The 26,780-nt window shown below is 70.0% G+C and carries 23 protein-coding genes; 9 read left to right on the top strand and 14 right to left on the bottom strand.

Annotated features, from left to right (window positions below):
• The first annotated feature begins 38 nt into the window (after window positions 1-38).
• Complete coding sequence (gene secY, locus QSK17_RS15285) at window positions 39-1,352, top strand: preprotein translocase subunit SecY (protein WP_285705381.1); 1,314 nt, start codon at window positions 39-41, stop codon at window positions 1,350-1,352.
• On the opposite strand, the gene QSK17_RS15280 is transcribed toward secY, so the two are convergent.
• From QSK17_RS15280 to QSK17_RS15270, 3 genes are all read right to left on the bottom strand, one after another.
• Complete coding sequence (locus tag QSK17_RS15280) at window positions 1,327-1,992, bottom strand: response regulator (protein WP_285705493.1); 666 nt, start codon at window positions 1,990-1,992, stop codon at window positions 1,327-1,329. The genes secY and QSK17_RS15280 overlap by 26 nt on opposite strands.
• Window positions 1,993-2,042: 50 nt before the next feature.
• Window positions 2,043-3,134, bottom strand: coding sequence for a sensor histidine kinase (locus QSK17_RS15275; protein ID WP_285705380.1), 1,092 nt, complete (start codon window positions 3,132-3,134; stop codon window positions 2,043-2,045).
• Window positions 3,135-3,235: 101 nt separating this feature from the next.
• Window positions 3,236-4,276, bottom strand: a complete 1,041-nt coding sequence (locus QSK17_RS15270; protein ID WP_285705379.1) for an FUSC family protein — start codon at window positions 4,274-4,276, stop codon at window positions 3,236-3,238.
• Between the two features lie 241 nt (window positions 4,277-4,517).
• Between QSK17_RS15270 and QSK17_RS15265 the strand changes: the two genes are divergently transcribed.
• Window positions 4,518-6,977, top strand: coding sequence for a cellulase family glycosylhydrolase (locus QSK17_RS15265; RefSeq protein WP_285705378.1), 2,460 nt, complete (start codon window positions 4,518-4,520; stop codon window positions 6,975-6,977).
• 112 nt (window positions 6,978-7,089) lie between these two features.
• Here the strand turns inward: QSK17_RS15265 and QSK17_RS15260 are convergent, their stop codons facing one another.
• Window positions 7,090-8,340 carry an alpha/beta hydrolase family protein gene (locus QSK17_RS15260; protein WP_285705377.1) on the bottom strand — a complete coding sequence of 417 codons (1,251 nt, stop codon included), beginning with the start codon at window positions 8,338-8,340 and terminating at the stop codon, window positions 7,090-7,092.
• A gap of 159 nt (window positions 8,341-8,499) precedes the next feature.
• Here QSK17_RS15260 and QSK17_RS15255 point away from each other — a divergent pair, with 159 nt between their 5' ends.
• Window positions 8,500-9,654 carry a sensor histidine kinase gene (locus QSK17_RS15255; RefSeq protein ID WP_285705376.1) on the top strand — a complete coding sequence of 385 codons (1,155 nt, stop codon included), beginning with the start codon at window positions 8,500-8,502 and terminating at the stop codon, window positions 9,652-9,654.
• Complete coding sequence (locus QSK17_RS15250; protein ID WP_285705375.1) at window positions 9,651-10,349, top strand: response regulator; 699 nt, start codon at window positions 9,651-9,653, stop codon at window positions 10,347-10,349. The genes QSK17_RS15255 and QSK17_RS15250 overlap by 4 nt, the downstream gene beginning before the upstream one ends.
• A 90-nt stretch (window positions 10,350-10,439) precedes the next feature.
• On the opposite strand, the gene QSK17_RS15245 is transcribed toward QSK17_RS15250, so the two are convergent.
• Window positions 10,440-11,492, bottom strand: a complete 1,053-nt coding sequence (locus tag QSK17_RS15245; protein WP_285705374.1) for a sensor histidine kinase — start codon at window positions 11,490-11,492, stop codon at window positions 10,440-10,442.
• Between the two features lie 276 nt (window positions 11,493-11,768).
• Between QSK17_RS15245 and QSK17_RS15240 the strand changes: the two genes are divergently transcribed.
• The gene (locus QSK17_RS15240) at window positions 11,769-13,109 is read left to right on the top strand and encodes a M1 family metallopeptidase (RefSeq protein WP_285705373.1); all 1,341 of its coding nucleotides are present in this window, start codon (window positions 11,769-11,771) and stop codon (window positions 13,107-13,109) included.
• 98 nt (window positions 13,110-13,207) lie between these two features.
• Here QSK17_RS15240 and QSK17_RS15235 read toward each other — a convergent pair whose 3' ends face one another.
• From QSK17_RS15235 to QSK17_RS15195, 9 genes are all read right to left on the bottom strand, one after another.
• The gene (locus tag QSK17_RS15235; protein ID WP_285705372.1) at window positions 13,208-13,558 is read right to left on the bottom strand and encodes a hypothetical protein; all 351 of its coding nucleotides are present in this window, start codon (window positions 13,556-13,558) and stop codon (window positions 13,208-13,210) included.
• A 313-nt stretch (window positions 13,559-13,871) separates the two neighbouring features.
• Window positions 13,872-15,425: an aldehyde dehydrogenase (NADP(+)) gene (locus QSK17_RS15230; RefSeq protein ID WP_285705371.1), complete on the bottom strand. Its 1,554-nt coding sequence runs from the start codon at window positions 15,423-15,425 to the stop codon at window positions 13,872-13,874.
• Complete coding sequence (locus tag QSK17_RS15225; protein WP_285705370.1) at window positions 15,422-16,303, bottom strand: fumarylacetoacetate hydrolase family protein; 882 nt, start codon at window positions 16,301-16,303, stop codon at window positions 15,422-15,424. Before QSK17_RS15225 ends, QSK17_RS15230 begins: the two co-directional genes overlap by 4 nt.
• A complete protein-coding gene (locus QSK17_RS15220; protein WP_285705368.1) occupies window positions 16,300-17,184 on the bottom strand; it encodes an SMP-30/gluconolactonase/LRE family protein in 885 nt (294 codons plus the stop codon). Before QSK17_RS15220 ends, QSK17_RS15225 begins: the two co-directional genes overlap by 4 nt.
• On the bottom strand, window positions 17,184-18,194 hold the full coding sequence (locus tag QSK17_RS15215) for an alcohol dehydrogenase catalytic domain-containing protein (RefSeq protein WP_285705367.1): 1,011 nt from the start codon (window positions 18,192-18,194) through the stop codon (window positions 17,184-17,186). The genes QSK17_RS15220 and QSK17_RS15215 overlap by 1 nt, the downstream gene beginning before the upstream one ends.
• A 44-nt stretch (window positions 18,195-18,238) precedes the next feature.
• On the bottom strand, window positions 18,239-19,432 hold the full coding sequence (locus QSK17_RS15210; protein ID WP_285705366.1) for a mandelate racemase/muconate lactonizing enzyme family protein: 1,194 nt from the start codon (window positions 19,430-19,432) through the stop codon (window positions 18,239-18,241).
• A gap of 57 nt (window positions 19,433-19,489) precedes the next feature.
• A complete protein-coding gene (locus tag QSK17_RS15205; RefSeq protein WP_285705365.1) occupies window positions 19,490-20,536 on the bottom strand; it encodes a substrate-binding domain-containing protein in 1,047 nt (348 codons plus the stop codon).
• Between the two features lie 25 nt (window positions 20,537-20,561).
• Window positions 20,562-21,581 carry an ABC transporter permease gene (locus QSK17_RS15200; protein WP_285705364.1) on the bottom strand — a complete coding sequence of 340 codons (1,020 nt, stop codon included), beginning with the start codon at window positions 21,579-21,581 and terminating at the stop codon, window positions 20,562-20,564.
• Complete coding sequence (locus QSK17_RS15195; protein ID WP_285705363.1) at window positions 21,578-22,348, bottom strand: ATP-binding cassette domain-containing protein; 771 nt, start codon at window positions 22,346-22,348, stop codon at window positions 21,578-21,580. Before QSK17_RS15195 ends, QSK17_RS15200 begins: the two co-directional genes overlap by 4 nt.
• A gap of 198 nt (window positions 22,349-22,546) precedes the next feature.
• On the opposite strand from QSK17_RS15195, the gene QSK17_RS15190 reads away from it, so the two are divergent.
• Genes QSK17_RS15190 through QSK17_RS15175 form a run of 4 tightly spaced genes read left to right on the top strand, consistent with a single transcriptional unit; the run spans window position 22,547 to window position 26,643 of the window.
• Window positions 22,547-23,302, top strand: coding sequence for an SDR family NAD(P)-dependent oxidoreductase (locus tag QSK17_RS15190; protein WP_285705362.1), 756 nt, complete (start codon window positions 22,547-22,549; stop codon window positions 23,300-23,302).
• Window positions 23,303-23,357: 55 nt separating this feature from the next.
• Window positions 23,358-24,125 carry a FadR/GntR family transcriptional regulator gene (locus QSK17_RS15185; protein ID WP_285705361.1) on the top strand — a complete coding sequence of 256 codons (768 nt, stop codon included), beginning with the start codon at window positions 23,358-23,360 and terminating at the stop codon, window positions 24,123-24,125.
• Window positions 24,126-24,152: 27 nt separating this feature from the next.
• On the top strand, window positions 24,153-24,551 hold the full coding sequence (locus tag QSK17_RS15180) for an ArsR/SmtB family transcription factor (protein ID WP_352231801.1): 399 nt from the start codon (window positions 24,153-24,155) through the stop codon (window positions 24,549-24,551).
• A 55-nt stretch (window positions 24,552-24,606) separates the two neighbouring features.
• Window positions 24,607-26,643, top strand: a complete 2,037-nt coding sequence (locus QSK17_RS15175; RefSeq protein WP_285705358.1) for a LamG-like jellyroll fold domain-containing protein — start codon at window positions 24,607-24,609, stop codon at window positions 26,641-26,643.
• Window positions 26,644-26,780 lie beyond the last annotated feature (137 nt).

Genomic DNA, 26,780 nt, shown 5'->3' with positions numbered 1-26,780 from the left:
GGATGCCCCGCCCCCGTCCCCGCGACCACACTCGGCGCATGCTGACCGTGCTCATCCGTGCCTTCCGGGTGCCCGACATCCGGAAGAAGATCCTTTTCACCCTCGCGCTGATCGTGTTGTTCCGGTTCGGGCAGATCCTCCCCGCACCCGGTGTGAACGTCCTCGCGGTGCGGGAGTGCCTCAACGGCAACCGGGGCGGGATCGTCGACATGCTGCAGCTGTTCAGCGGCGGGGCGATGCTGAAACTGTCGGTGTTCGCCCTCGGGATCGTGCCGTACATCACCGCGGGCATCGTCATGCAGTTGCTCGCCGTGGTGATCCCGCGCCTGGAGGCGCTCAAGAAAGAAGGACGGCAGAGCCAGGCGAAGATCACCCAGTACACCCGTTACCTGACAATGGCGCTGGCGCTCCTCCAGGCGGCCACGGTCGTGTCCCTGGCCCGCTCAGGCGGCATCTTCCCGACCTGCCACCGTCGCCTGCTGCACGACCAGGGCCCGCTGATGCTCGTGGTGATCGTGGCCACCATGGTGGCGGGGACCGCCGTGATCATGTGGCTGGGCGAGCTGATCACCGACAGGGGCATCGGGAACGGCATGTCCATCCTGATCTTCACCCAGGTGGTGGCCGCGTTCCCCTCGTACGTGTCGAACATCTTCCTGCTCAACCCCTTCGCGCTGTCCGTGATGCTGATCGCAGGTGTCTTCCTGGTGGCGGCGGTGGTGTTCATGGAGCAGGCACAGCGGCGGATCCCGGTCCAGTACGCCAAGCGGATGGTCGGGCGCAGGATGTACGGCGGCACCTCGACCTACCTCCCGCTGAAGGTCAACCAGGCCGGGATCGTGCCCGTCATCTTCACCTCGTCGATGCTCTTCCTCCCGCAGCTGGCGACCCAGTTGACCGGCGGCGCCGGGCCGGTATCCGAGTGGATCGCGCGATATCTCGTCTCGGGCGACCATCCGATCTACGTGACGACGTACCTCCTGCTGATCGTGGGATTCACCTACTTCTACGTGTCGATCACCTTCGACCCGATGGAGGTGGCCGACAGCATGAAGCGATACGGCGGCTTCGTCCCCGGCGTACGGCCCGGCCGGCCCACGGCGGAGTATCTGCGGTACACGCTCTCGCGGCTGACCGCGCCGGGCGCGCTCTATCTCGGCGCGCTGTCACTGATCCCGATCATCGCGTTCGTGCTGCTGCGCGATCCGTCGACTCAGCAGAGCTTCCCGTTCGGCGGAACGACCATCCTCATCATGGTCGGAGTGGGGCTGGACACGGTGAAGCAGATCGAGGCACAGGTGGAGCAGCGCGCGTACGCGGGCTTTCTCAAGGAACCGTCAGCCCGGACCTGACCGCGAAGACGACCAGCTGGGCGCGGTCGCGGGCACGGAGCTTCACCATGGCCCGGCTGACGTGGGTACGCACCGTGTCGGGGCTGATGACCAGCTCCTTGGCGATCTCAGCGTTCGATCGGCCGGTGGCGACCCACGCGGCCATCTCACGTTCCCTCGGCGTGAGCGTTTCCAGGCCCTCGACCGGAGCGACGTCGTGGCGGCCGAACCGGCCGATGACCTTTTTGGTGACGGACGGGGAGAGCAGCGCCTCACCCGAGGCGACGACCCTGATCGCGTGGGCGAGCTCCTCCGGGGCGCTGTCCTTCAGCAGGAACCCGCTGGCTCCGGCCTGCAACGCGGCGAACACGTACTCGTCGATCTCGAAGGTGGTGACCACGACCACCCGGGTGCCGTTGAGGTCGGGGTCGGCGGCGATCGCGCGCAGCGTGGCGATGCCGTCCATGCCGGTCATGCGGATGTCGAGCAGCAGGACGTCGGGACGGGTCTCGCGCAGCAGCCGGAGGGCCGCCGCGCCGTCCGCCGCCTCACCGGCGAACTCCAGGTCGGGCTCGCGGTCGATGAGCGCCCGCAACCCCATGCGCATGACCGCCTGATCGTCGGCCAGCGCCACCTTGACCCGATCCGTCGACGGGCCCACGCGGCTGCCGTCGGCGTACGGTGCGGCCGCGCCATGCGGCGTTCCCGTGGTCACACGGTCTCCGCGGACACGGTCTCCGCGGACACGGTCTCCGCAGACAGAGGGAAACGGGCCACGACGCGGAAGCCGCCGCCTTCGCGGGCGCCCGCGGCGAAGACGCCGCCGGCGTCGGTCACGCGTGCCCGCATCCCGACCAGCCCTCGGCCTTCGGCCGTTCCGAGCGGACCGCGCCCGCCGTCGGCGATCTCCAGGACGAACTCGCCCGGTTCCGTGGCGGCGCTGACCAGGGCCGCGGTCGGACCGGCGTGCCGCACGACGTTGGTCAACGACTCGCGTACGACCCGGTAGACGGTGTCCTGAAGGTGGGCGGGAACCTCCGGCTCCGCCGGTCGCAACTCCACGGGCAGCCCCGCCGTCCGCACTTCGTCGATCAGACGGGGCAGGTCGTGATCCGGCGCGACGGGATCGATGAGGTCGAGCGCGGAACGCAGCTGGTCGAGGGCCTTCGTGCTGGTGGCACGGATCGCCTCAAGGGACTCGCGGACCTGGTCCGGCCGCTCGTCCAGCATGAGCAGGGCCACCCCGGCCTGCATGGCGATGGTGGCGAGACCGTGCCCGGCGACGTCGTGCACTTCCGCGGCGATGCGCGCCCGCTCCGCGGCGATCAGTTGCCCCGCGCTCAGCTCCCGCCGGTCCGGGTCCCGTACATTCGACAGATTCGCCTTCGACGCGACCGAAGCCGCGGGACGCCGTTCCGGCTTGACCAGGAGCGGCGGCTGAGCGGGCGGCGCGGGCAGCGACCAGCCCGTCGCGACAGCAGCTCCCGGACCGTCACCGGCCGGCGCACCAGGATCGGCAACCGGCTCAGCATCGGTGTCGTGGATGTCGCCGATATCGGCGCCGGTCGTACGATCTGGGGATGTTCCCGCGCCGGGGCGCTGATCTCCCGCGCTGAGGCGCTGGTCGGCCGTACCACGAGCCTGGCCGGGGCCGCCGAACGGCCACGGAATGGCCAGCCAGCCGACCCATGCCAGCATGAGGACCACCGGCAGGTCACGCAGCCGCCCGAGCTGGGACAGCGTCGCCGCGGCCGCCGTCAGTGAATTGCGCGGGCGGCCTTCCGGCTGCGTGTGCTCGGTCACCATCCCCCACCAGAACAGGCACAGATGATCTGATCCTAGTGCCCCTCCCGTCAATCTCTGCCCCGTCGCGTCGCCCAGAGCGGCACCTCGGCTGTTCGGCCTCAGCCGCGCACGCTCTCGCCGCTCGGCTCGTCCAGCGGCCTCAGGGCGGCCGAGGCCGCGTCGTGATCCATCCCGGTCGCCTCGAGCAGATCGACGGCGATGGAGCGCAGCTGCGCGAGAGCGACGTTCGCGGAGAAGCCCAGGTTCTTGGGCCGCTCCCGTGCGGCGACGGCGAGCAACGCCTGCCTGGCCAGCATCGGTTCGCGCCCAGCCCCCAGTTCGAGCTGGAGCAGCAGCGCCGCCTCCGAGACCTCGCGCAGCGACTCGGCCAGCGCGGCCGGCGGCGGGCTGGCCTCCCCCAGCCCCGCGAGCGTGCGGCGGGCCAGCACCCGCGCGTTGCGCAGCGCCAGGTCCACCGGTACGGAGGCGGTCTCGTACCTGGCCAGCCTGGCCCGGTGATGCCAGCGCAGCGGCGAGATCCTGATGATCTCCCTGCTGTTCTCCAGCGCCGCCGCGAACTCCTCGACCGCCGTCTGGGTCCTGCGTCCGCACTCCAGGGCCTCGGCGGCCAGGTCCATATCGCCCTTCTCGATCGCCTCCGCCGCCTGTTCCAGCAGGGTGGAGAGGGCGTCGAGCACGCCAGACAGATGCTTGCCCGCGATGGTGAGCGGGCTGGCGGGCAGCAGTGCGACCGCGGCGATGCCGATGAGGCCGCCAGTGAGCGCGTCGGCCATCCGGTCCAGCCCGCCGGAGTCCGCACCCGGCACCAGCATGGTGACCAGCACCGCGGACGACCCGACCTGCGACACGAACAGCTCACCGCTGTTCAGCAGCCCCGCGATGGTCATCGCCAGCGCGATCACGAGCGCCATCTGCAAGGGGCCCGAGCCGATCCAGGACACCAGCAGGTCGCCGATGCCCACGCCCAGACTGACGCCGACCACCAGCTCGGCCACCCTGCGCAGCCGCTGCCCGAGCCCCACACCCACGCAGATCATCACGGAGATGGGCGCGAAGAGGGGGTGGTCGTGGCCGAGCAGATGAACGGCGACGATCCAGGCCAGCGCGGCACCCACGGAACACTGCACGATAGAGGGCACAAGCAGGCCAAACGTACCCAGCCGTTTCCTCACTTGATCACTGAGCCACGTCCGCACTCCTCCACGATGGCGGATCTTTATGACATTGGGATCACATTTGCCCTGATCTGATTTGAACCATTCGGCGAATGTCAGGGTGACCACGGCCAAGCGGGCCACGAGCGGGTTCGGCTGGTCTTCCGCACTGTTGTGGATCTGGCCCTTCATATGTGAGCAATGCTCATGTATGGTCGCTGACACTATGAGGAATCGCTGGTTGTCGCCGATCGCCGTCGTGGTGCTGGCCGCCGTCATCGTGCTGGGGGCGGCGTTCGACCCGTCGGGGCTGGCCGCGCCGTACACGTGGACGGGCGCCGACCTGCTACCCGTCGCCGGGCTCTGGCAGGTGGCCGCGCTGGCCGTCTACGTGCCGCTGCTGTTGGTGGGGGTCGGGGTGCTCGCGTGGGTGGTCGCGCACGGGCGTGCCCCGCTGCATACGGCACTGCTGGTGTGGGGCGCGGTGGTGTGGTCGGCGATGGCGGCCAAGCTGATGATGTCGCTCATGATGGCCTTCGGTGATGTGGTCTACCTGGCGTGGTCGACCGGCTTCACCGGCGTCAAGGCGGCGGTCTTCGGCCTGCCGGTCCTGGCAGCCACCTGGCTCACGCAGCTCCTACGCCGCCACCTCACTCCACCCCCTTCGAGCTCGACCTCCCCGCCCTCCCCAGGGTCGGGCGCTGGGCCCGCTGCCCCGGGGTCGTTCTTCCCGCCCGCTTCGGGGCCGGGGTGGGTGGCGGCGGGGGTGGCCGTGGTCTTGGGTGCGTTGCTCGGTGGGGTGTGGTGGGGCGGCTCACCCATCGGGTACGCCATCGGCGACTCCCCGCTGGCCCCGGCACCCGAGGCGGGACCACTGGGCTGCCTCGCCGCCGTCACCCTGCTGGGCGTGGTGACCTGGGTACTGAACCGCTGGCTCAGCACCACCACCTCGCCGCGGGCCGTCGTGGCCGGGATCTCCGCGCTGGGAGCGGCCGCGACGCTGGGCCTGGTCGAGGTGGCCATCGCGCTCCCCGGCGACCTGGCGGGCGGCGACACGTTCTGGGCACCGGCGATCATGCTCCGCCTCGCCCCCGCGCTCTCCTTCGGCGCCCTCCTCGCCCTCGCGACGGCAGCCCTCGTCGCCCTCCTCCCCGCCACCCTCCCGGCGCGAAGAGCCGCCCTTCTCCCGGCCCGCAAGAGCGTCGCCATTTCTGTGCCGCTATGGATGGTGCCTGTCGTGGCCGCGGCGGCGCTCGCCGTACCGCTCCTGCAGCCCGGCACCGCCACCGCGCAGCCGCCACGCACCAAGGGCCTGACGCTCTCAGCCGACCGCAGGATCGTCGACGCCGACGGCAACGAGGTGCTGCTGCGCGGCGTGAACGTCAATCAGCTCGAAGACTACTTCCAGAAATTTCCAGACAAGGCGGTGACGCGACCGCTCACCGAGGCCGACTTCGCCGGCATGGAGCAGATGGGCTTCAACGTCATCCGCCTCGCCCTGTCCTGGTCAGCCCTGGAACCCCGGCCCGGCCACTACGACCCGGCCTACCTCGCCAGGATCTCCTGGGCCGTCGAGACCGCGGCCAAGCACGGCCTGCGCACGGTCATCGACATGCACCAGGACGCCTGGGGCAAGGGCGTCAACGCCGCCCCCGGCGCCACCTGCGAGAACGGGTCCCCGATGCACGGCTGGGACGGCGCCCCCACCTGGGCCGACCGCTTCGACGGCGCCCCCAAGTGCGAGTTCACCGGACGCGATATCTCTCCGGCCGTCGCCCGCGCCTTCACCAACTTTTACCAGGACAGAGACGGCATCCAGACCCGTCTGGTCGCCGCCTGGGGCATGCTGGCGGAGCGGTTCGCGAGTGAGCCGATGGTCGCCGGATACGACCTGCTGAACGAGCCCGGCTTCGGCGAGGCCCCGCCGATCACCTCCGGCGTCCTGCTCGGCCGCTACTACGACCGAGCGATCAAGGCCATCAGGGCGGGCGAGAAGCGCGGCTTCCCGCACCTGATCTTCTTCGAGCCGTCCGTGCTCTGGTCGGGTCTCGGCTTCGAGGTCTCGGTGCCCAAGGACTTCACCGACGACCGGCTACTCGTCTTCGCTCCTCATCTCTACAACGAGTCGATCACCATCGACCAGGGCACCGGCCTCACCATCACGAGCATCGAGCGCGGCTTCGACCTGGCGAGCCGGGCGGCGGCGTACTACGGCGCCGGGCTCTGGTCGGGAGAATGGGGTTGGTTCGGCGATGCCGCCACGGCCCCGATCACGAAATACACCGACCAAGAGGATCGGCACCGCATCGGCGGCGCATTCTGGGTCTGGAAGCAGTCCTGCGGCGACGCCCACGCCGGAGCGGAGGACGAGACCGGCGGCAACCTCATGATCGAGGACTGTGCCACCGGGAAGGACCTGCCCCCGCCCCCCGAATACGTCGCCGAGCTCTCGCGCCCCTACCCCCGCTCCGCCCCCGGCCGCCTGACCGGCCTCACGTCGGACCAGGCGAGCCTCACGGCCCAGGGCGAGGGCGCCGGGTGCGGCCTCGACGTCTGGTTCCCCGGCGGCGGCCGGCCGGTCGTCCGTAGTACCGGACTCACGGGCGTCGCCATCCGGCAGGCACCGGGCGGCTGGCGCATCACCGGCTGCACCCAGGGCGGCTACACCCTGACGGCACACCGCTAGGGAGCGTCTGACAAATGCTGCCCGTCGCGAGCGCGGATCCAGATGTGGGTGGGGCGACAACGGGACGAGGCGCCGTCTGGGGCGGCTGGACCAGGAACGACGCCGCGCGCGATCAGCGCGTGTAGGTCACCTCGGGGAAGCGGGGGGTCGGCCCGTCAAGGAGCGGGCTCCTCTTCCCGCGCAGGTGCAGGTCGAAGAACGCCCGCGGGTAGGCCCGTTGGAAGGCCAGGGCGCGTGCGGTGGGGATGGCGCCGACCGACTCTGTGACCTCCTCGGTCGTCAGCCCGACCAGCGGCGCGGCCAGCGGGATGAGCTGGACATCGTCGCCGAAGGAGTTGTGCGCGGCGCCCTTGACGGTCACGTTGAGCCGCCACCCGCGCAGCTTCGACCAGAACGTCCGCAGGGCCGGGTTCGTTGACATCCCGCCCTTGCCTGGCGTGTCCACCACCATGTACGGCCGGTCCAGCCCGGCGCCGGCGACGGGGCCGATCACCGCGCCGTCAAGGCCGAGCCCGGCCTTGATCCGCCGATCGGCGTACATGGCCGAGGAGGTGGACGCGCCGCCCAGCGAATGGCCGAACATCCCGATCCGCTTCAGGTCCAGCGCGCCCCGCAGTCCGCTGGGCAGGGGCCGCGCCTCGGCGTCGGGGTTGCGGCCCGCGTTGAGAGCGGTCAGCTCGTTCAGGACGAAGCGGACGTCCTCGGCGCGCACCCGGGCGGCCTTGGCGTAGTCGGCGATCTCGCCGCGGGGGTTCTTCGCGACCCTTCCGCCGGGGAACTCCACAACGGCGGCGTCGTAGGTGTGATCGATGGTCACCACCAGGTAGCCGCGGCTGGCCAGCTCCTCGACCACGCCGGTGCCGTACGAGCGCGAGGCGTTGGCCCCGGGCGAGTACAGCACGACGGGAAGGCGGCCGAGGCGGCCGTCGAGCGGCGCGCCCTGGCGTCCGTGCGTCGTGCCCAGCAGCAGCCTGCCGGGCGGCACGCCGATGTCGCGCAGGTAGCTCTCGGCGGCGGACGCGGGCATCCAGGGGGCGAGCGGATGGTGATCCGCCTTCCGCGCCGGGTACCACAGGCTGACCATCAACTCCCGCTTGCCGACCGTGGGCACCCAGGGGTCTCGCCGCGAACCGTCCACCAGGTGCAGCGCCACCGTGCCGATCCGATGCGGACCCGTCGGGGCGGGCAGGACCAGTCTCACCGGGGACGTCGCCGGTCCGGCCGATCCCGTCGTCTTGGACGTCGCCGGTCCGGCCGGCCCCGTCGTCTTGGGCGGCGCGTCCGCGTGGGCGGCGCCCGCCGTGGTGGTCGCGACGGCGGCCAGCACCGCCGTGACGCCGATCATGAGTCGTGATCTGTGCATGCCTTCAACGCTGGCGTACGCGTCGCCGCCCGGCATCGAACGCGAGCATGAGCCTCGCGTCGGCCCAGGAGGGTACGCCGGGGCCGGTTCCCGCCGACGGGTCATCCTTGAGAAGGAACTTTCTTTCACCCGGTGACCTGCGCCCCTTACGGTCGAGGGGTGATCGATCGCGATTCGCGCCCCCTGCTCGCGCGCCGGCTGCGCCGCGTCCACTGGGTTGCCGTGGACGCCGTCGCCGCGCTGGTGCTCGCCGTCGCCTTCGGCTTCGCCGCGAGCGCCCATGCGGGCCCGCCAGTCCTGTCGCTGCCAGCGGTGGCCGTCGCCGCCCTGCCCGTCGCGGCCCGGCGGTCGTGGCCCGTGCCGATGCTCGCCATATCGCTGGCGGGGGCCGCGGCGGGGTTGCTCATGGGCGTGGAGGCGCTGTACGTCCCCGTCGCTGTCATCCTGTACGCCGTCGGGTCGCTGGAGCCGCGGCGGCGGGCGATCGCCTGCCTTCTCCCGTCCCTGGCCGGGGTCGCGGCGGCGATGGCCCTGGCCAGGGGATCCGCGTGGCCGGGCGGCCTTTCAGAGATCGTGTTCGGCTGGCTGCTGATGGGCCTGGCGTGGACGGCCGGCCTGGCGGTCCGGGAGCAGCGGCTGCACGCCGTACGGGCGGCCGAGCAGTCGGCCGCGCGGGCGGTGACCGGCGAGCGCCTGCGGATCGCCAGGGACCTGCACGACGTCCTCGGGCACAGCATGAGTCTGATCACGCTCAAAGCCGGAGTCGCCGGCATGGTCGCCGAGGCCCGGCCGCAGGAGGCGCGCGAGGCGCTGCGGGTCATCGAGGCCACCGGCAGGGCGGCGATGGCCGAGATACGGGCCGTGCTGGGCATGCTGCGCTCCGGGGCCACCGACCCCATACCCGGGGTATCAGGGGTGGCGGAGACGGCGCCCGCGCCCGGGCTGCGGGACCTGCGTGCGCTCGCCGCCCGTGCGGGCGTCGATGTGGAGTTGACCGTGAACCTGGACGTCAAGCCGTCCCAAGGGGTGGCCTTGGCCGCCTACCGCATCGTGCAGGAGGCGCTGACGAATGTGGTCAAGCACGCGGGCGCGGCCCACTGCAAGGTGCGGATCACCTCGCCGGAGCCGGGCGTGATGGAGGTCGAGGTGACCGACGAGGGGCCGGGCTTTCCCGCCGCCGATCGTGGGTACGGGCTGATCGGCATGCGCGAGAGGTGCCTGATGTACGGCGGGAGCCTCACCGTCGGACCCCGCCCGGAAGGCGGCTTCCGGGTGCTGGCCCGCCTCCCCTGCGTACCTGGGGCGGCATCGTGACCGGCCCGATCCGGGTGGTCGTCGCCGACGATCAGCCACTGCTGCGGGCCACGCTCACCATGCTGGTCGGCACCGCCCCCGACATGGTCGCGGTCGGCGAGGCGGGCACCGGCGGGCAGGCGGTGGAGGCGGCTGCCCGGCTGCGGCCCGACGTCCTCCTGATGGACGTACGCATGCCCGGCATGGACGGTCTGGAGGCGACCCGCCTCATCCGCGCCGACCCCGCGCTGGCCGCGGTCCGCATCGTCATGCTGACCACGTTCGACCTGGACGAGTACGTCTTCCGGGCGCTGCGCGTGGGGGCCGCCGGCTTCCTGCTCAAGGACATTCCACCGGCCGATCTGCTCGCCGCGATCCGTGTCGTGGCCTCTGGCGAGGCGCTGCTCGCCCCCACTGTCACACGCCGCCTCATCGCCGAGTTCGCGCGCCGCGACGAGACCGACGCGTTGATCGCCCGCGAGCTGAGCCAGGTGACCGACAGGGAGCGGCAGGTCCTGGCCCTCATCGCCCGTGGCCTGACCAACCCCGAGATCGCCGACCGGCTGGGGGTCAGCGTCTCCACCGTCAAGACCCACGTCCGCCGCCTCCTCGCGAAGCTGTCCGTCCACGACCGGGCCCAGCTCGTCATCGTGGCCTACGAGACCGGCGTGGTCTCCCCGGCGCGACGGACATGCTCACCGACGCCTTCCGAATGACCCGGTCGAAGGCAATCCGCTGAGGCCTGTCAGCAGCGGGCTCGCCCGGCCGGCCTCCGGGTGCCGGCGCCGATGCTGCAACCGGCGCCGCTATCTGCTGCTCGCCGGCAGCGCGACCGGCCGGGGGAAGCGGGCGACGAACCGTGCTCCCGAGGGACTGTCTTCAATGGCGAGGGTGCCGCCATGGGCTTCGGCGATCTGCCGGGCGATAGGCAGGCCCAGGCCGCTGCCGCCGGCATCCTTGGCACGCGCGTCTTGCAGGCGGACGAAGCGCTGGAAGACGACTTCCCGCTGCTCGGGCGGCACCCCACACCCGTCGTCGTGGACCTCCAGCACCGCCGCGTCGCCCCGGTGCTCGACGGTGACCGTGACGGTGGAGCGGGCGTGGCGTTCGGCGTTGTCCATGAGGTTTTGCAGCAGCCGTTCCAGGCCGATCCGCTCGCCATTGACCATCACGCCGCTGCTGAACCTCCTGACCACCCTGATCTTGCTTTGCCGGTGGTCGCGCTGCCGGTGGTCGAGCTCGCCGTCCACCAGGACGGCGAGGTTGAGCAGGTCGTGCTGACCGATGATGCCCGCGTCGAGTCGTGAGATCTCCAGCAGGTTGGTCACCAAGTCCTGTAGCCGCTCGACCGATTCCAGCAGCCTGTCGCCGGTTCCCACCCAGTCGGTCTCCTCCGGCTGCATGAGCGCGTCCTCGATCTCGGCATGTATGGCCGCGAGCGGGTTGCGCAGGTCATGGGAGGCGTCCGAGGCGAACCTCAACTGCTCCTGGATCGCCGTCTGGGCCCGTTCCAACGTCTGGTTGGTGGTCTGCGCAAGCTCCTTGAACTCGTCATCATGGCGCGGCAGCGGAACCCGCTCGCTCAGATTGGAAGGCCTGATCGTGGCGAGTTTCCCGCTGATGGCGCGCACCGGTTGGAGGGTCTTGCCCATCATCCAGTACGTCCCGAGCGCGGTGGCCGTGATCAGCAGGAGTGAACCGCCGATGAGTCCGGCCAGGACGGCAGCGCTTGCGTAGAGCGGAGGCTGGGGAGCGGCCAGCAGAAGCAGCAGGGTGGCGGAAGCGCAGACCAGTGCCATGACGGCGCTCGCCATGGTGGTCACACGGGTTTTGATGGAGTAGTGATGCCATGTGTTCAAGATGATCACCCCAGCAGCGCCCTGGATGCGGCTGTGGACAGAGGTGCCCGTCCAAACAGCGGATGAAGTTCTCGCTATTCCCATATGGGCCGACCTCGGTGGCTATGAATCGCCCCGGCTTCGATGGACCTCAGGGGTTGATTCGGAGAGCGCATCCACTCTGGTCTTGGCCCTCACCCTCTAACCAGCAAAATCGGTCATTGACTGCGATTTGACAAATAATTACATTATGTTGGCAGATCGGGGGACCGCGTGCTCGAAAGGGAGACCGTCCTCATGGTACGTCGAGCCCTGATTCCCACCGTCGCAGCCTTACTTTTCCTGATCTGGGGTGTTCCATCGGCCGCCTTCGCGGTGGACGGGACCCGGACGCCGGCGGCGCCCTCCTACACGGTCAGCCTGACCAGCAACGCGTCGGGCAACACATGGACCGGACACGAGAGCATCACCTTCACCAACCCGTCCGCGGATCCCCTGACGGAGGTCTACCTCCGGTTGTGGGACAACTACCACGGCACATGCCCGTCCACACCGATAACCGTGACCAACGTGACCGGGGGCACGCCGTCCCCGCTGTCGGTCGCCTGCACCGCGCTGAAGATCGCACTGCCCGCCCCGCTCGCCCAGAACGAGAGCACCTCGATCAGCTTCGACCTGAGCATCGTGGTGCCCAGCGGCGCGGACCGGTTCGGCAGCGATGGGTCCTACAACTTCATCGGCAACGCGCTGCCGGTTCTGGCGGTCCGCGACGCGAGCGGCTGGCACCTCGATCTGTACAGCAACAACGGCGAGTCCTTCTACGCGCTCACCAGCAACTACTCCGTCACGCTCGACCACCCGACCGCGCTGCTGGTGCCCGCCACAGGCACCTCAGTCGAGACGCCGGGGACGTCCGGTCGTACGGTCACCAAGGCCACCGCCACCAACGTGCGGGAGTTCGCCTGGGCCGCCGGGCCGTTCGTGAAGACCACCAGCACCACGACAACCGGCGTCACGGTGAACGTGTACCGGGTGAGCTCGATCAGTTCGAGCAGCGCCTCCTCGATGATGACCACCGCCAAGAACGCGCTGGTCGCCCACGCCGGGCGGTTCGGGGCCTACCCGTACGGCGAGGTGGACGTGGTGCTGGACAACAACTTCTGGTTCGGCGGCATGGAGTATCCCGGCTTCGTGCTCGACGTGGTCAACTCCACGGCCCTCGCCCACGAACTGGCCCACCAGTGGTGGTACGGCATCGTCGGCGACGACGAGTACACCAGCCCGTGGCTGGACGAGTCGTTCACCGACTACGCCACCGACCTCTACAACGGCATCTCGGGCACCAACTGCTGGAACAACGTCTTCTGGCAGTCGTCGGCCGAGAAGATCAGCAACTCGATGGCCTACTGGGACGCCCACTCGAGCCGGTACGGAACCGTGGTCTACACCTACGGCAAATGCGCGCTGCACGACCTGCGGCGCACGATCGGCACGACGGCGATGGAGAACCTGCTGAGGAACTACGCCAGCGCCCACTGGTACGGGATCTCGACCACCGCCGAGTTCAAGGCCGCCGCCCAGGCCGCCACCTCGGTCGACCTGTCATCGTTCTGGGCCGCCCATCGCATTGACGGCTGAGCGAACCCGCACGCTCACAAGTCCGGGCCTCGACCGGGGTCCGGACGTCCGCGATCAGAACCCGCACCCCGCCACGACGGTGAAGACCCGTGCCAGGTTCAACGTTTCATGGCCCCATCGGCAATGGCGTCGGCCGCTTCCCCGATGGCCATCCCGACGATCTCCAGCCGCCGAACAAGCTCCCGCTCCTTCAACGCATCAGGCGTTATGTCTTCCGAGAAGATCCGCGCGATTTCGTACTGATATATCCGCCGAATCGCGCCCCCCGCCTTCTTCGCCTCCAACGCGTCATTTGCCACAGTCGAAGGCCGGGAAGCGAGGTTACGAACGGCATCCTCCAACGCCTCGATCCCCACAACCACCTGATCGAGCATCGGCGAAAACCGGATCTGGTCCGGCACCCGATAAAGATGCGACTCCCGCACGAAATCCCGCAGTGAATCCAGCACATCGCCAATAGACCGGGAAAGCCGAAATCCCCGTTCTCCCGACCTCCCCGCCGATCACCGCCATCGCCAGCCAGGCGCCCTCCTTGGTCGCCTCCACCTGGCCCAGCAACGCCTCGGTCAACGCATGCGCCCGGTCATCGCGGGGCGGGTCACAGGTCACGGGCCCCGTGGTCGTCGCCGGCTACCCCGTCGGCGCCGACGGCGACGTCCGTCCTCCCACATTCCGGGAGGACGGACATCGCCGTCTCCACGTACCGCTACAAAACCCTTGGCTCACACCGGACCGGTAGGTTTCGCGCTCCGGCCCGGGATTTCAGCCGGTCCGCACCACCCCGTCCATGGCGATAACGCCGTCCACCCTGCGCGGAAGGCCCAACGGGTTGCCGTCACGCAGTTCGGGCGGGAGCAGGCGGTCGGGGGTGTCCTGGTAGGCGATCGGTCGCAGGAACCGCTGGACGGCGGAGGCGCCGACCGAGGTGTGCGCGGAGTCGGTGGCCGCGGGATACGGCCCGGAGTGGTTCATCGCCCAGCTCACCGCGACCCCGGTCGGATAACCGTCGCAAACCACCCGTCCGGTGCGCCGGGTGACAACGTCGATCACACGACGGGGGAGATCCTCCTCCCCCTCTCCCATGTGCAGCGTCGCGGTGAGGCTGCCGGGGAGGCGGCCGAGCAGGGCGAGGAGCTCCTCCTCCGTGACGTACTCCACCAGCACGGTCACCGGGCCGAAGCACTCCTCGGTCAGCGCCTCGGTGAACATGGCACCGGGCACGCTCAGCACCGTCGGCGTCGCCGTACCGCCGGAGCCTCGCGCGTCGGCCCCGGCCAGGACGCGGACGCCCGCCTGCGCGGCGAGCTCCCGCACGCCTTCGGCGTACGCCGCCAGGATGCTCCTGGTGAGCAGCGTTCCGGCCGGCGCGTCGGCGCCGCGTGCGGCGAGCGCCTCCTGCAGCGCCGTCCCGTGCTCGCCGGCCGGAACGAAGGCGAGTCCCGGCTTGGTGCAGAACTGGCCCATCCCAAGGGTGAACGAGCCGAGCAGCCCTTCGGCGATCGCCGCACCGCGTTCCTCGGCCGCGGCCGGCGTGACCACCAGGGGGTTGACGCTGCCCAGCTCACCGAAGAACGGGATCGGTTCCGGGCGGGCGGCGGCCAGATCGAACAGGGCCCGTCCACCGCGTACCGAACCGGTGAAGGCGACGGCCGTGACATGCGGGTCGGTGACCAGCGCCACCCCGGCGGCCTGCCCGTGCACCAGGCTCACCGCGTCGGGAACCCCGGCGCGGACGGCGGCCTTGCGCAGCGCGCCGTAGGTCGCCAGTGAGGTCGCCGGGTGGGCCGGGTGGGCCTTCACCACGACGGGGCAGCCGGCTGCCAGCGCGGAGGCGGTGTCGCCGCCCGGCACACTGAAGGCGAGCGGGAAGTTGCTGGCACCGAAAACGGCGACCGGGCCGCGCGGGACCATCATCCGCCTCAGGTCCGGGCAGGGCGGCACGGCTCCGGGGTCGGGGTGGTCGATCGTGACCCCGAGGTAGCCGCCCTCCATGACGACGTCGGCGAGGAATCTGAGCTGCGCGCAGGTGCGGGCGAGCTCGCCGGTGAGCCGGGGCAGACCCAGCGCGCTCTCCCGGTCGGCGAGCGCGAGGATCGTCTCGCCGTCCTTCTCCAGCTCGGTGGCCATGTCGCGGAGCAGCGCCGCCCGGCCCGCGATCCCCAAGGCGGCCAGCGCGGGAAGCGCCGAGGAAGCGGCCGCGCAACGCGCCGCCACCTCCTGCGGCGTGGACTCGGCGCCGACCACCTCGACGGCCTCGCCGGTGCGAGGGTCGACGGAGACGACGTCCGGGATGGCGTGGTTCGTCGCAGCGTTCATCGCAGCGTTCCTTCCAGGGACTCCAGCATGGGCGCCAGGCCGCGAACCACGTCGTTGGTCAGGGTTCCGATCTCGCCGATCTCGATCTCCACGACGTCTCCTCCGACGAGCGTGAAGGGAAGGTCCGGCACCAGGCAGGTGCCGGTCGCCAGCACGGCGCCGTCCGGGAAGACGTCGGCGGCGAACAGGTATCCGGCCAGGTCGTCGAGCCGCCGGTTCAGCTGCCCGGTGTCGGCCTCACCTGACCAGGCGACGGCGCCGTCGCGACGGATCGTCATGCGGATCGGCAGCGCGTAGGGGTCGGCGACCTCCCACACCGGGCGGATGGCCGGGCCGACCGCGCAGCCACCGAGATAGATCTTGGCCTGGGGAAGGTACAGCGGGTTCTCGCCCTCGATGGTGCGTGAGCTCATGTCGTCGCAGACCGTGTACCCGACGATCTCGCCGTGCGTGTTGAGCACCAGGGCCAGCTCGGGCTCGGGCACGTCGACCGTGGAGTCGGCCCGCACCGCGACCGTGCCGCCGTCGCCGACGACCCGCCAGGCGACGGACTTGAAGAACAGCTCGGGCCGTGGCGCGTCGTACACCCGCTCGTAGACGTCCGCGGCGGCGGCGCTCTCGGTCATCCGTGCCTGGCGGGAACGACGGTAGGTGACGCCGGCGGCCCACACCTCCATCCGGCCCTCGACCGGCGCGAGCGGCTCGGCCGGGCCGTCCGAGGGTTCCGTCAGAGCCCGCTCGACGAGTTCGCGCAGGTCGGCCAGGCTCAGGCGCATCAGCTCGGCCAGCGGCAGCGGCAGTGGATGGACCAGGCCGTCGTCCGCCCGCACCCCCGCCCGGATCTCGCCGTCTCTCGCGTAGCGCACGATATGCGTCATCGGTCAGCTCCATGGAAGGGGGTGGCGGGGCGGCCGGTGGTTCCGGGTTCGACCGCGAAGATCGACCCGGCCAGCGGCTGGGCGGCCAGCTCGCCGGGGGTGAGCCGGTAGGCGGCGGAGGTCACGTACAGCACGTCACCGCCGGGGCCGCCGAAAGCGCAGCTGGTCACCTGGGTGACAGGGAGGCGGACGATCCGGTCCAGGATGCCGTCGGGGGTGTAGCGGCGGACCGTTCCGCCGCCCCACAGCGCCACCCACAGGCAGCCGTCGTCGTCGACCGTCATGCCGTCCGGCATCCCCTCGGCGGGGTCGACGGTCACGACCACGCGGCGCGAGCCCAGCTCGCCCGACGCGGGGTCGAAGTCGTAGGCGTCGACCCGCTGGGTTCCGCTGTCGATGTGGTACATCACGGTCCCGTCGGGGCTCCATCCCAGGCCGTTGGACAGCGTGACCCCGGTCAGGACGCGCGCGACGCTCCGGCCGTCATAGCGGTAGAGGGCGGCGGCGCCGGGTTCGGCCTCGTACGGCATGGTGCCCGCCCAGAGCCGCCCGGACGGGTCGCATTTGGCGTCGTTCATCCGGTTGCCCGGGCGGTCGGCCTCCACCTCGGCGACCATGCGGACGTCGCCGGCGGGCGACAGCATCGCCAGCCCGTCACGTACCGCGAGGATCAGGCCGTCGTCGCCCGCGGGCACCGCGGCGCCGACGTGCGTGCCCACGTCCACGACCTGGTCCACGCCGCCGACGGGGTCGAACGTGTGGACCGCGCATCCGGTGACGTCCACCCAGACGAGCCTCCGCCGGGCCGCGTCCCAGGCCGGCCCCTCCCCCACGTCCGCGTTGCTCCGCAACACGAGTTCGCCGTCGATTTCGCTGACCATCAGACCTCCTCCTGACCGCACGGGTCGATCGCGACCTTCACGACTTCCTGATCGGGGACGGCGAGCAGCGCGGGCACCTCGTCCAGCGACGCCACTCGCACCGGTACGAGGGCCGGGTCGATCACCCCGGACGCGAGCAGCCGTACTCCGGCGGTGACATCTTCGTCCCAGAGGTGCGCCGCCGTACCGACCAGGCGCTTCTCCTTGAGCACCACGTCGGCGAGCGGCACCGCGGCGTCCCGGCCGGAGAACCCGACGATCACCACGGTGCCGCGGGCCCGGCAGTGCCGGATCGCGTCCGGCAGCAGAGCGGGCAGGCCGGTGCACTCGAACACCGCATCCGCTCCCCTGCCGTCGGTCAGCCGGTCGATCGCGGCGGCCGTCTCCTCCGGCCGGACCGCCACAGCTCCGGCGTGGCGAGCCGCCTCCCGGCGAGAATCGGCGGTCTCGCTCGTCACGACCTGGATCCCGGCGGCCACCGCCACCCGGGTCAGCAGCAATCCGATGGCGCCCGCGCCGAGTACCAGCACGGTGCCACCGGTCACGTCACCGGCCTTGCGCAGCGCGCGTACCGCGACGGCGGCGGGCTCGGCGAGCACCGCCATCCGCGGCGGGACGTGGTCGGGGACGGGGACGCAGGTGGCCGCGTCGGCGACCATGTACTCGGCCAGCCCTCCGTCGAGGTTGAGGCCGCGTACCGCCTGTCGCGCGCAGACCCCCTCCTGGTGCCTGCGGCACCACCAACACGTGCCGCAGCCGAGCACGACGTCGGGGATGACCCGGGTGCCGACGGGCAGCCGGCTCGCGTCGGTTCCCGGACCGTGCCCGGCGATGACGCCGACCACCTCGTGTCCGAGTGCCAACGGCGCCCGGGTGCCGGTCAGCGGGTGGGGCCTCTCCACGTCGATGGCGAGCGGCCCCTCCCGGTACTCCTCCACGTCGGTGCCGCAGATTCCGCACAGCTCGACGCGGACCAGCACCTCCCCGGCCGCCGGAACGGGGTCGGGCACTTCCTCCACGCGCACGTCTCGGCGCGCGTGCCAGCGGGCCGCTCTCACAGCCGGGACACCCGCCGTTCCACGTCGTCCCGCTCGGCGACCCCGTCGCGCAGGGTGACCCCGTGCCCGGGAGCCCGGCCCGGCCGCACCTGCCCGTCCTGGATCTCCGGCAGGCCGGTGACCAGCTCGTCGTACCAGGTGCGCAGGAACGCCCTGACCGTCTCCTGGATGAGCCCGTTCGGCTGGCTGCACACGAAGTGCACGCAGCTCGCCAGCGTGGCCGGGCCGGTGCAGTCATGCGGGGCGACGGGCACGCCGTAGGCGTCGGCCATCGAGGCGACCTTGCGCGCCTCGGTCAGCCCGCCGGTCCACTGGACGTCCAGTGTCAGGATGTCGACGCCGCCGGAGTCGAGCAGCGGCTTGAAGCCGCGCCGTCCCACGCAGGTCTCTCCCGTGGCGATCGGCACGCCGTCGACCCTGGCCAACTTGCCGAACGCGTCGGCCGCGTCGGAGCGCAGCGGGTCCTCCACCCAGTACGGCCGGTACGGCGCGAGCGCCGAGATGATCTTCTCCGCGGCGGGCCTGTTCCACAGGCCGTGCAGCTCGATCATCAGTTTCATGTCCATACCGACCTCGTCGCGGACCGCGGCGACCGTCGAGAGCGCCTTGTCCATCTCGGCCGGGGAGATGTCGGTGCCGCCGGTCCGCTCGGCGGCGGTGTCGAAGGGCCAGATCTTCATGCCTCGGATGCCCTCGTCCCACAACTCGCGGGCCAGCCGCGCGGGCTCGTTGAGGAAGGCGTGCAGATCCTCGTAGCGGTCGGCGGCGCTCACCCCCCAGTTGCCGGACTCCTGCCGGGTGGACGAGCCGACGTAACCGGGTCCGGCGCACGTGTTGTAGATGCCGATCGTGTCATGCACGGCTCCGCCGAGCAGGTCGACGAGCGGCAACCCCGAGGCGTGCCCCAGCAGATCCCACAGGGCGATGTCGATCGCACCGTTGCCGCGCGTCTCGGCCCCCGCTCCCTGGAATCCGACGTAGGTGGCCAGCGCTCGCGCGGCCCGCTCCGGCGTGGGATCGGTCATCCCGAGCAGGACGGGAGCGACGCTTTCGTGCAGGTAGGCCTCCACCGTACGGGCGCCGAAGAACGCCTCGCCCAGGCCGACCAGTCCGGCATCAGTGTGCAGGCGGACGAACAGCAGGTTGGGCTGGATGGCCGGACGGATGGTCTCAAGAGCAGTGATCTTCATCCAGATCTTCCGAAGGTTGCTGAACTGCGGGGGACACGGGACGCGCGGGCGTACCGGTCAGGCGAAACGGGCCTCACGCGTGGCGACCGCGTCGACATTGGCGGCGTCGACGACCTCCGCGCCGGTGTCGTACGTCCTGGCCGGGTAGCCGGGGTCGAACTCCTCGGCGAGCAGGGCCGCGGCGATCCAGCCCTGCGCGTACGGGTTCTGCCCCAAGGAGAAGTCGATCGACTTGTCCTTGATGCCGTCCAGGACCGGCTGGATCAGGTCGAAGCCTCCGACGGCGAACTTGCCGACGAGGTTCTTGCCCTTCGCCCAGGTGGACACGTACTGGTGGTCGAAGGCGGCCATCGCCCAGCCGACGATCTCGTCCTTCTTCGAGGTGTACTTGGCGTCGATGGCGGCGACGGCCTTGGACTCGTCGGTGCTGGTGACGAGGACCTCGGTGGTGAAGGAGGTGCCGTTCTCCTTGTTGTACGCCTCGATCCCCTGCTTGATCCCCTGGATGCGCTGCTCGAGGGCGGTGCTGCCGGGCGCGAAGTTGCCGCACACGATGACGCCGTCGGACTTGCCGGTGCGCTCCTTGGCGTACTTGGCGATCTCACGGCCGCACGCGTCGCCCGCGTTGACGAAGTTCTGGCCGACGAAGCCGACGCCGAGCTTCTCGTAGCCGTCGCTGGCCACGTTGGACAGGATCACCTTCACGCCGGAGGAAGTCGCCTTCTGGATGTTGGCGTCGAAGGAGGTCTCGTCGATCCGGGTGAAGATCACACCGTCGGGCTTGGCGCTCAGCGCGCTCGCCTGGAGCTCGACGGTCTTCTGGGTGTCCTGCGCGGGCGGGCCGATGAACTGGGTCTGCCATCCCATGATCGCGCCGAAGTCCTCGAAGCCGCGCTGCACCGGGGCGAAGAAGGGGTTCTTGTCGTGCACGACGAAGATCACCTTCTTGCCCTTCTGCGGGCCGTCGGCGGCGCTGCCGCCGGACGAGGCAGCGGCCACGGACGGCTCCTTCTCGCTGCTGCACGCGGTGGCCAGGATGCCGGCGGTGGCCAGGGATCCGCTGATCAGCAGGCCCCGGCGCGACAGCGGGCTGTTCGTTGCCATGTTCTCTCCTGTTTCGGTTGGGGGGTCAGGCGTTCAGGCCGTGGGCCGAGCGCTTGGCGACGAGGTGGTTGAGCATGACGGCCCCCAGGATCAGCAGGCCGGTGGCGACCTGCTGCCAGTTGCCGTCCACGCCGAAGAGGACGAGCGCGTTGGTGATCACACCGGTGATCACCGCGCCGAGGAACGTGCCGAGCACGCTGCCCGTACCGCCGGCCAGACCGGCGCCGCCCACGACGACCGCGGCGATGACGCTGAGCTCGAAGCCGTTGCCGGTGAGGGGGTTGGCGCTGCCCAGCCAGCCGACCAGGATGATCGAGGCCAGGCCGGTCAGCCCTCCGGTGAGGGCGAAGCACATGACCTTGACGCGGTCGCTGGCGATGCCCGCCCCGGCGGCGGCGGACGGGTTGCCGCCCACGCTGTAGACGTCGTAGCCGAACTTGGTCCTGGCCATGACAAAGGCTCCGATGGCGACCACGGCGGCCATCCACAGCGTCTGCGCGGCGACGTTGGGGAGCGGGCTGCCCGCGAACAAATGGGTGAACGCCTCGTTGCGCGAGCCACGGATGGGCACGCCGTCGGACAGCAGCAGCGCGGCGCCGCGCAGTGCGGCCAGCGCGGCCAGCGTGACCACGAACGAGGGGATCTTGAACCGGGTGGTGATCAGGCCGTTGATCACACCGATCATCACACCGGTGAGGATGGCCAGCGGGGCCGCGACCCCGACGGGCACGCCCACCTTCGTCACCAGCCAGGCCAGCTCCACCGCGAGGAATCCGTGCAGCGACCCCACCGACAGGTCGATCTCGCCGACGACGATCAGGAAGGTCATGCCGGTGGCGACGATGCCGAGGATGGCGATCTGCTGGGCGACGGACAGCAGGTTGTCGGCGGCGAGGAAGCCGTCGGCTCCCACGGCGCAGACCAGGAAGATCACCGCGGTCGCGGCCAGCACGCCGAACTCCCTGGCGCCGAGCAGCCTGCGGACCAGGCTTCCACCGGAGTCGTCCACCCGGTAGGCGATCGCGATCTGCTGCTGGATGGTCATGCGAGTTCTCCGGAGGTGTGAGGGGCGCCATCGTGCGCAGCCGCCGGCGCGTTGCCGACGATGAGTCCGACGACCTCGGCCGCCGTGGTGGCCGCGACGTCGCGCATGCCCGACACCAAACCGCCGCGCATCACCACGACCCGGTCGGCGACCTCCAGGACGTGGTCGACGTTGTGCGAGACGACGACGACGGCCTTGCCCTGTTTCCGCAGGTCACGGATCAGCGAGAGCACGTTCTGCTGCTGCTCGGGTCCGAGCGCCGCGGTCGGCTCGTCCAGCAGCACGAGCTCACCGCCCTGGTGCACGGCTCTGGCGATGGCGATGCACTGGCGCTGCCCTCCGGACAGCCCGGCCACGGGCATCCGTACGGACGGGATGCGGATGCGCAGGGTGGTGAGCACTTCTCGCGCCTCGGCCCGCATCCTGCGGGTGTCGACCAGACCGAACCTGCGCGGCTCCTGCCCGAGGAACACGTTGGCGGCGACGCTACGCTGGTCGACCAGGCCGAGGTTCTGGTAGACGACCGCGATGCCGCAGGCCGCGGCGTCACGGGGGCTGCGGAAGACCTGCGGGCGGCCGGCCATCCGGATCTCTCCCTCGTCGGGCCGGTACGCACCGCAGATCACCTTCATCAGCGTCGACTTACCGGCGCCGTTGTCGCCCATGAGGCCGACCACCTCGCCGGGTTCGACGCTGAAGTCGACGCCGCGCAGGGCCTCGACCCCGCCGAAGCGCTTGCGTACGCCTACGGCCTCGAACAGTGGCATGCTCTCTCCCTTCCGAACCCGTGGGTTGGCTTGACTGGTAAGACCGGTTATGCCGAGCGAGATTTGTACCTCGAAGGGTGGTTCGTCAACCCTTTCGCACATCTCGAATCGGCAACGGCCGCGCAGGTCGCGGCAGCGAAGCCCACGCAGTATGGTGGCCCTGGTCTTACCGGCCTAACCACATCTGAGGGGGTCTCCTTGCCGGACCTGGAGGGAAGAAACGCACTGGTCACGGGCGGTGCGGGCGACATCGGCGCCGCGATGGCCGCCGAGCTGACCCGGCGGGGCGCCCATGTCACACTGCTGGACGTCAAGTCCCCGGACGAGGCACATGAGTGGATCACCACGGCCTCCGCGTACGGCGAGGTGAGCTACGTACGAGCCGACGTACGGGACCGGCCGGCGCTGGAAGAGGCGCTGGCGGAGATCGGGCGGCTGGACATCGCGATCGCCAACGCGGGGATCGTCGACTCCGCCCCTTTTCTGGAGATCACCGCCGAGCAGTGGGAACGGCATCTGGGCATCAACCTCACCGGCACCTTCCACACCGCCCAGGCCGCCGCACGGCGCATGGTCGCCCAGGGCGAGGGCGGGCGCATCGTCCTGACCGGATCCTGGGTGGGCACGGTGCCCTGGCCGGAGATCGCGGCCTACAGCGCGTCCAAGGCGGGGGTGGCGATGCTGGCCCGCTCGATGGCCAAGGAACTGGCACCACACGGCATCTTGGTCAACGCCCTCGCACCGGGGATCGTGGCCGCCGGCCTCGCCAAGTGGCAGTTCGAGAACGAACCGGCCTACGCCGCGCGGGCGAGTAAGGCGATCCCCCTGGGAGTGCCGCAGACCGCCCAGCAGGTGGCCAAGGCCGCCGCGTTCCTGTGCTCGCCGGAGGCCGATTACATCACTGGCACTACGCTGCTCGCTGATGGTGGCTGTTCGTTGTTCAACCAGGAATGATCGGATTTCACCGGAGGGCGGACGATCCCGCGATCTTGAAGGTAGCGTGGCACGGATGATGGCAGGCAGAGACGCACCCCCGCACGATGGGCGGCCTCCCACCAAGGAGAGCGTGGCCAAACGGCTCGAACTCGAGCTGCTGTCCGGGAAACATCCGGCCGGGTCGAAGCTGGAGTCGGAACGGGTGCTCTCCCAGCGGTTCGGCGTGAGTCGACCGATGGTCAGGGAGGTGCTGCGCGGCCTGGAACAGCAGGGCGTGATCGAGGTCGTTCCCGGCCGGGGCAGCTTCGTCCGCGACGTACGGATCACCGACGCGGTCCGCCCGCTGGACGCGCTCTACCGGCAGCGCAAGCCGACCTCACGCGACGTGATCAACGCCCGGGTGATGCTGGAACGGGAGACCGCCGCGCTCGCCGCCCGACATGCGACCGCCGAGGATCTGCGCGCCATCGAGGAGGCGCTGCGGCGCTTCGACGAGGCCCGCGATCTCGTCTCCCGGGCCAGGGCCGACGTCGCCTTCCACGCCGCGGTCGCCGCCGCCTCGCGCAACCCGGTGATCGAGGCGATGTTCGGCTCAATCACCACGCTCACCTTCGAGCTGATGCTGCGCAGCCTAGGCGACCCGTCGGTCTCCCGCGAGGGCGTGCCGTACCACCAGGAAATCCTCAACGCGATAGCGGCCCGCGACCCCGATGCCGCCAGCGCCGCGATGACCGGTCACCTGGATGTGGCCCTGCGCACCTACGGCGACGACCTCGACCAGAGCCTCGACCTGGTCGCCCAGCGCAAGATCGAGCAGCTCATGGACCTGTCCGAGGACTGACCCCTACGATGTTTCAAAACCCGTCACATGGACTCTGACCGCCGCATCGCAGGACGGCTACCAGGTCCGCCGATCGGCCGGCAGAACCGAGACGTCCCTCTCAACCGGCTAATGCTTGTATCTTCCGGTCAGTCGCCCCTCAGGCACAGGTCAACCCCTGATCTTGATCGCGCCTACCCTGCCCGAGGCGTCGGCACGCTGTGGGAGCACCGCCCGGTAACGCGTCTCGATGCGATCGCCGCTGTCCTGGGCCGCTCCCGAGCCATCCTTCTGGCGGAGTCGGAAGCCCCGGCCTCCACGACCGAACTCGCCCGCCGCACCGGTGTCTCCGCGGCCGGAGTCTCCCAGCACCTGACCGCCCTGCGCGACGCGGGGATAGTCCAGACGACATGCCCCGCAGCTCGGGGTCGTACAGCGCGACGCTGAGCCGCCGGCCCACGCTGGGGCTTCTGTTCATGCTCTCTTCCTTGGGCGTTGCCCGATGGTGCGCCGCACGGTTCGCCTGGTCGCGGATACCGTGATCGCCGTCGTGAGAATGGCGAGTTTATGGAGGCTCCTGAGATTTCCGAGATCCGTCGGCATCTCAGGAGCTTCTGGAGATTGGGAGATCTGCATGTTCAGCCAGGACGGCCACCGACCCGGCAGTGAGGTGGCACCCAGCCGCCGCTCCTTCCTTTACACTGCTGGACTGACCGGGATCGGCGCCGCCGCCTTGAATCTGGCGGGCGCGCCCGCGGCGTCCGCCGAGCCGCAGCGCGGCGAGGACAGGTCCGACGATGACAGAGGACCCTGGCGGGTTGACCCGGAGAATCCGAGGTTCACGCTCGTCGTGATGCCGGACACTCAGTACCTTTTCGATGGCGAGAGCATCCAGTCGGCGCCGGTCGAGGCGTCATTCCGGTATGTGCTCGACAACGCCCGCGAGGAGAACATCGTCTTCATGGCGCATCTGGGCGATCTCGTCGAGAACGCCCAGAAGAACGAACTGGAGGCGATCGGGAAGACGTTCGACGTCCTGGACCGGCGGCGTTTCCCGTACAGCGTGCTGGCCGGAAACCACGACATCAACCCGTCGACGGACGACCAGCGCGGCCCCTCGCCCTACCTGGACGTTTTCGGCCCTCAGCGCTTCCGGCGGTCACAGACCTTCAAGGGCGCCACCCCGGACGGCTACAACACCTACCACATGTTCCGCGCCGCCGGCCGTGAGTGGCTGCTGCTGGCGCTGGACTGGCGGCCGTCGGCGAAGGGCATCGCCTGGGCGAACGACGTCATCAAGAGTCACCCACAGACGCCGGTCATCTTGACGACCCACGAGCTCGTCTATGCCAACAAGTACGGGGACGAGGCACAGTTCTCCTCATTCGGCAACCGCCTCTGGAATGAACTCATCGCTGAAAACGACCAGATCTTCCTGACGCTGAACGGGCACTACTGGCCACCCGCGCGTACGGTCAAGAAGAACAACGCGGGCCACGACGTCCATGTGCACATCGCCAACTACCAGGACCGCTACTACGGCGGCTCGGCCATGATCCGGCTCTACCGGTTCGACCTGGCCAGAAACACCATCGACGTCGAGACCTTCTCGCCGTGGATCCTCGACCGGGCCGACAAGGGGCTGAACGCCCTGGAACGCCAGGAGATCGAGCGGACCGGGCCGCAGGACTACTTCTCCGTGTCGATCAACTTCGAGGAGCGGTTCTCCGGGTTCGCGCCGGTGCCGCCACGGCCGGGACGTCCGGCGAACGCCATGATGCTCCCCGGCACGGTGGCCTACTGGCGGTTCGACGGGCCCCATCAGGACGGGGAGCCGTTCGCCGACTCCGACCAGGTGAGGGACCTGTCGGGGCACGGCAACGACCTGACCAAGGTCACCGTCCCGGGCAGCCCGGCGACCGCCCTCACCTGGTCCACCCAGCACCACCCCGATCAGCCGGGGCAAGGCAGCCTGTACTTCGGCGGCAAGAAGAAGCCACTCCAGGGCGCCTACCTCCAGACCGCCCCCACGGCGCCGCTGAACACTGCGACGTTCCCATCCGGCTACACGGTCGAGGCGTTCTTCAAGCTCCCCGCTGACTGGAGTTCCAGCCAGAACGCCTGGACGGCCCTGTTGAGCCGCTGGGGCATGGGCGGCGAGGCGGGCAAGACGTCAGGCGACTTGCAGGAGCCGGTCGTCACCCTCAGCCTGTCGGACGGCCGGGCGCTTCAGTGGTGTGTTTACCCGCTGAACCTGGACGGTCCGGTCACAAACTGGGGTCATGAGCTGCCGCTCGATACGTGGTGGCACGTCGCAGTGGTGAACGACGGGCGCCGGACGACCATGTACGTCGACGGCTGCCCCGTCGCGCGAAACCCCGCCACCAAGGCGACCGGACTGTCCACGGTGGGATTGCAGTGGCTCCTCGGAGGTTACGAGTACGGCGGCAAGCTGGACCAGGTCCTGCGTGGCTGGATCGGCGACGTCCGCGTGGTCGATCGCGCGCTACGCGTCGACCAGTTCATGATCGCGCAGTGACACGTCAGGAGCGGTCCCGCGCCTGCAGATTGATCTCGTATTGACGATCACGCATGTCGCCCTGTCGGACGTAGGCCCGGCAGGGCGACAGCGCAGCAGGACCATGGCTGCTCAGTTCGCCACGCGCGTAGACGGCG

Origin of the sequence: Microtetraspora sp. NBRC 16547 (assembly GCF_030268965.1) — a bacterium.
Lineage (GTDB): Bacteria > Actinomycetota > Actinomycetes > Streptosporangiales > Streptosporangiaceae > Microtetraspora.
Note: the sequence above shows the minus strand (reverse complement) of the source record. Positions and strands in the feature narration are given on the sequence as shown.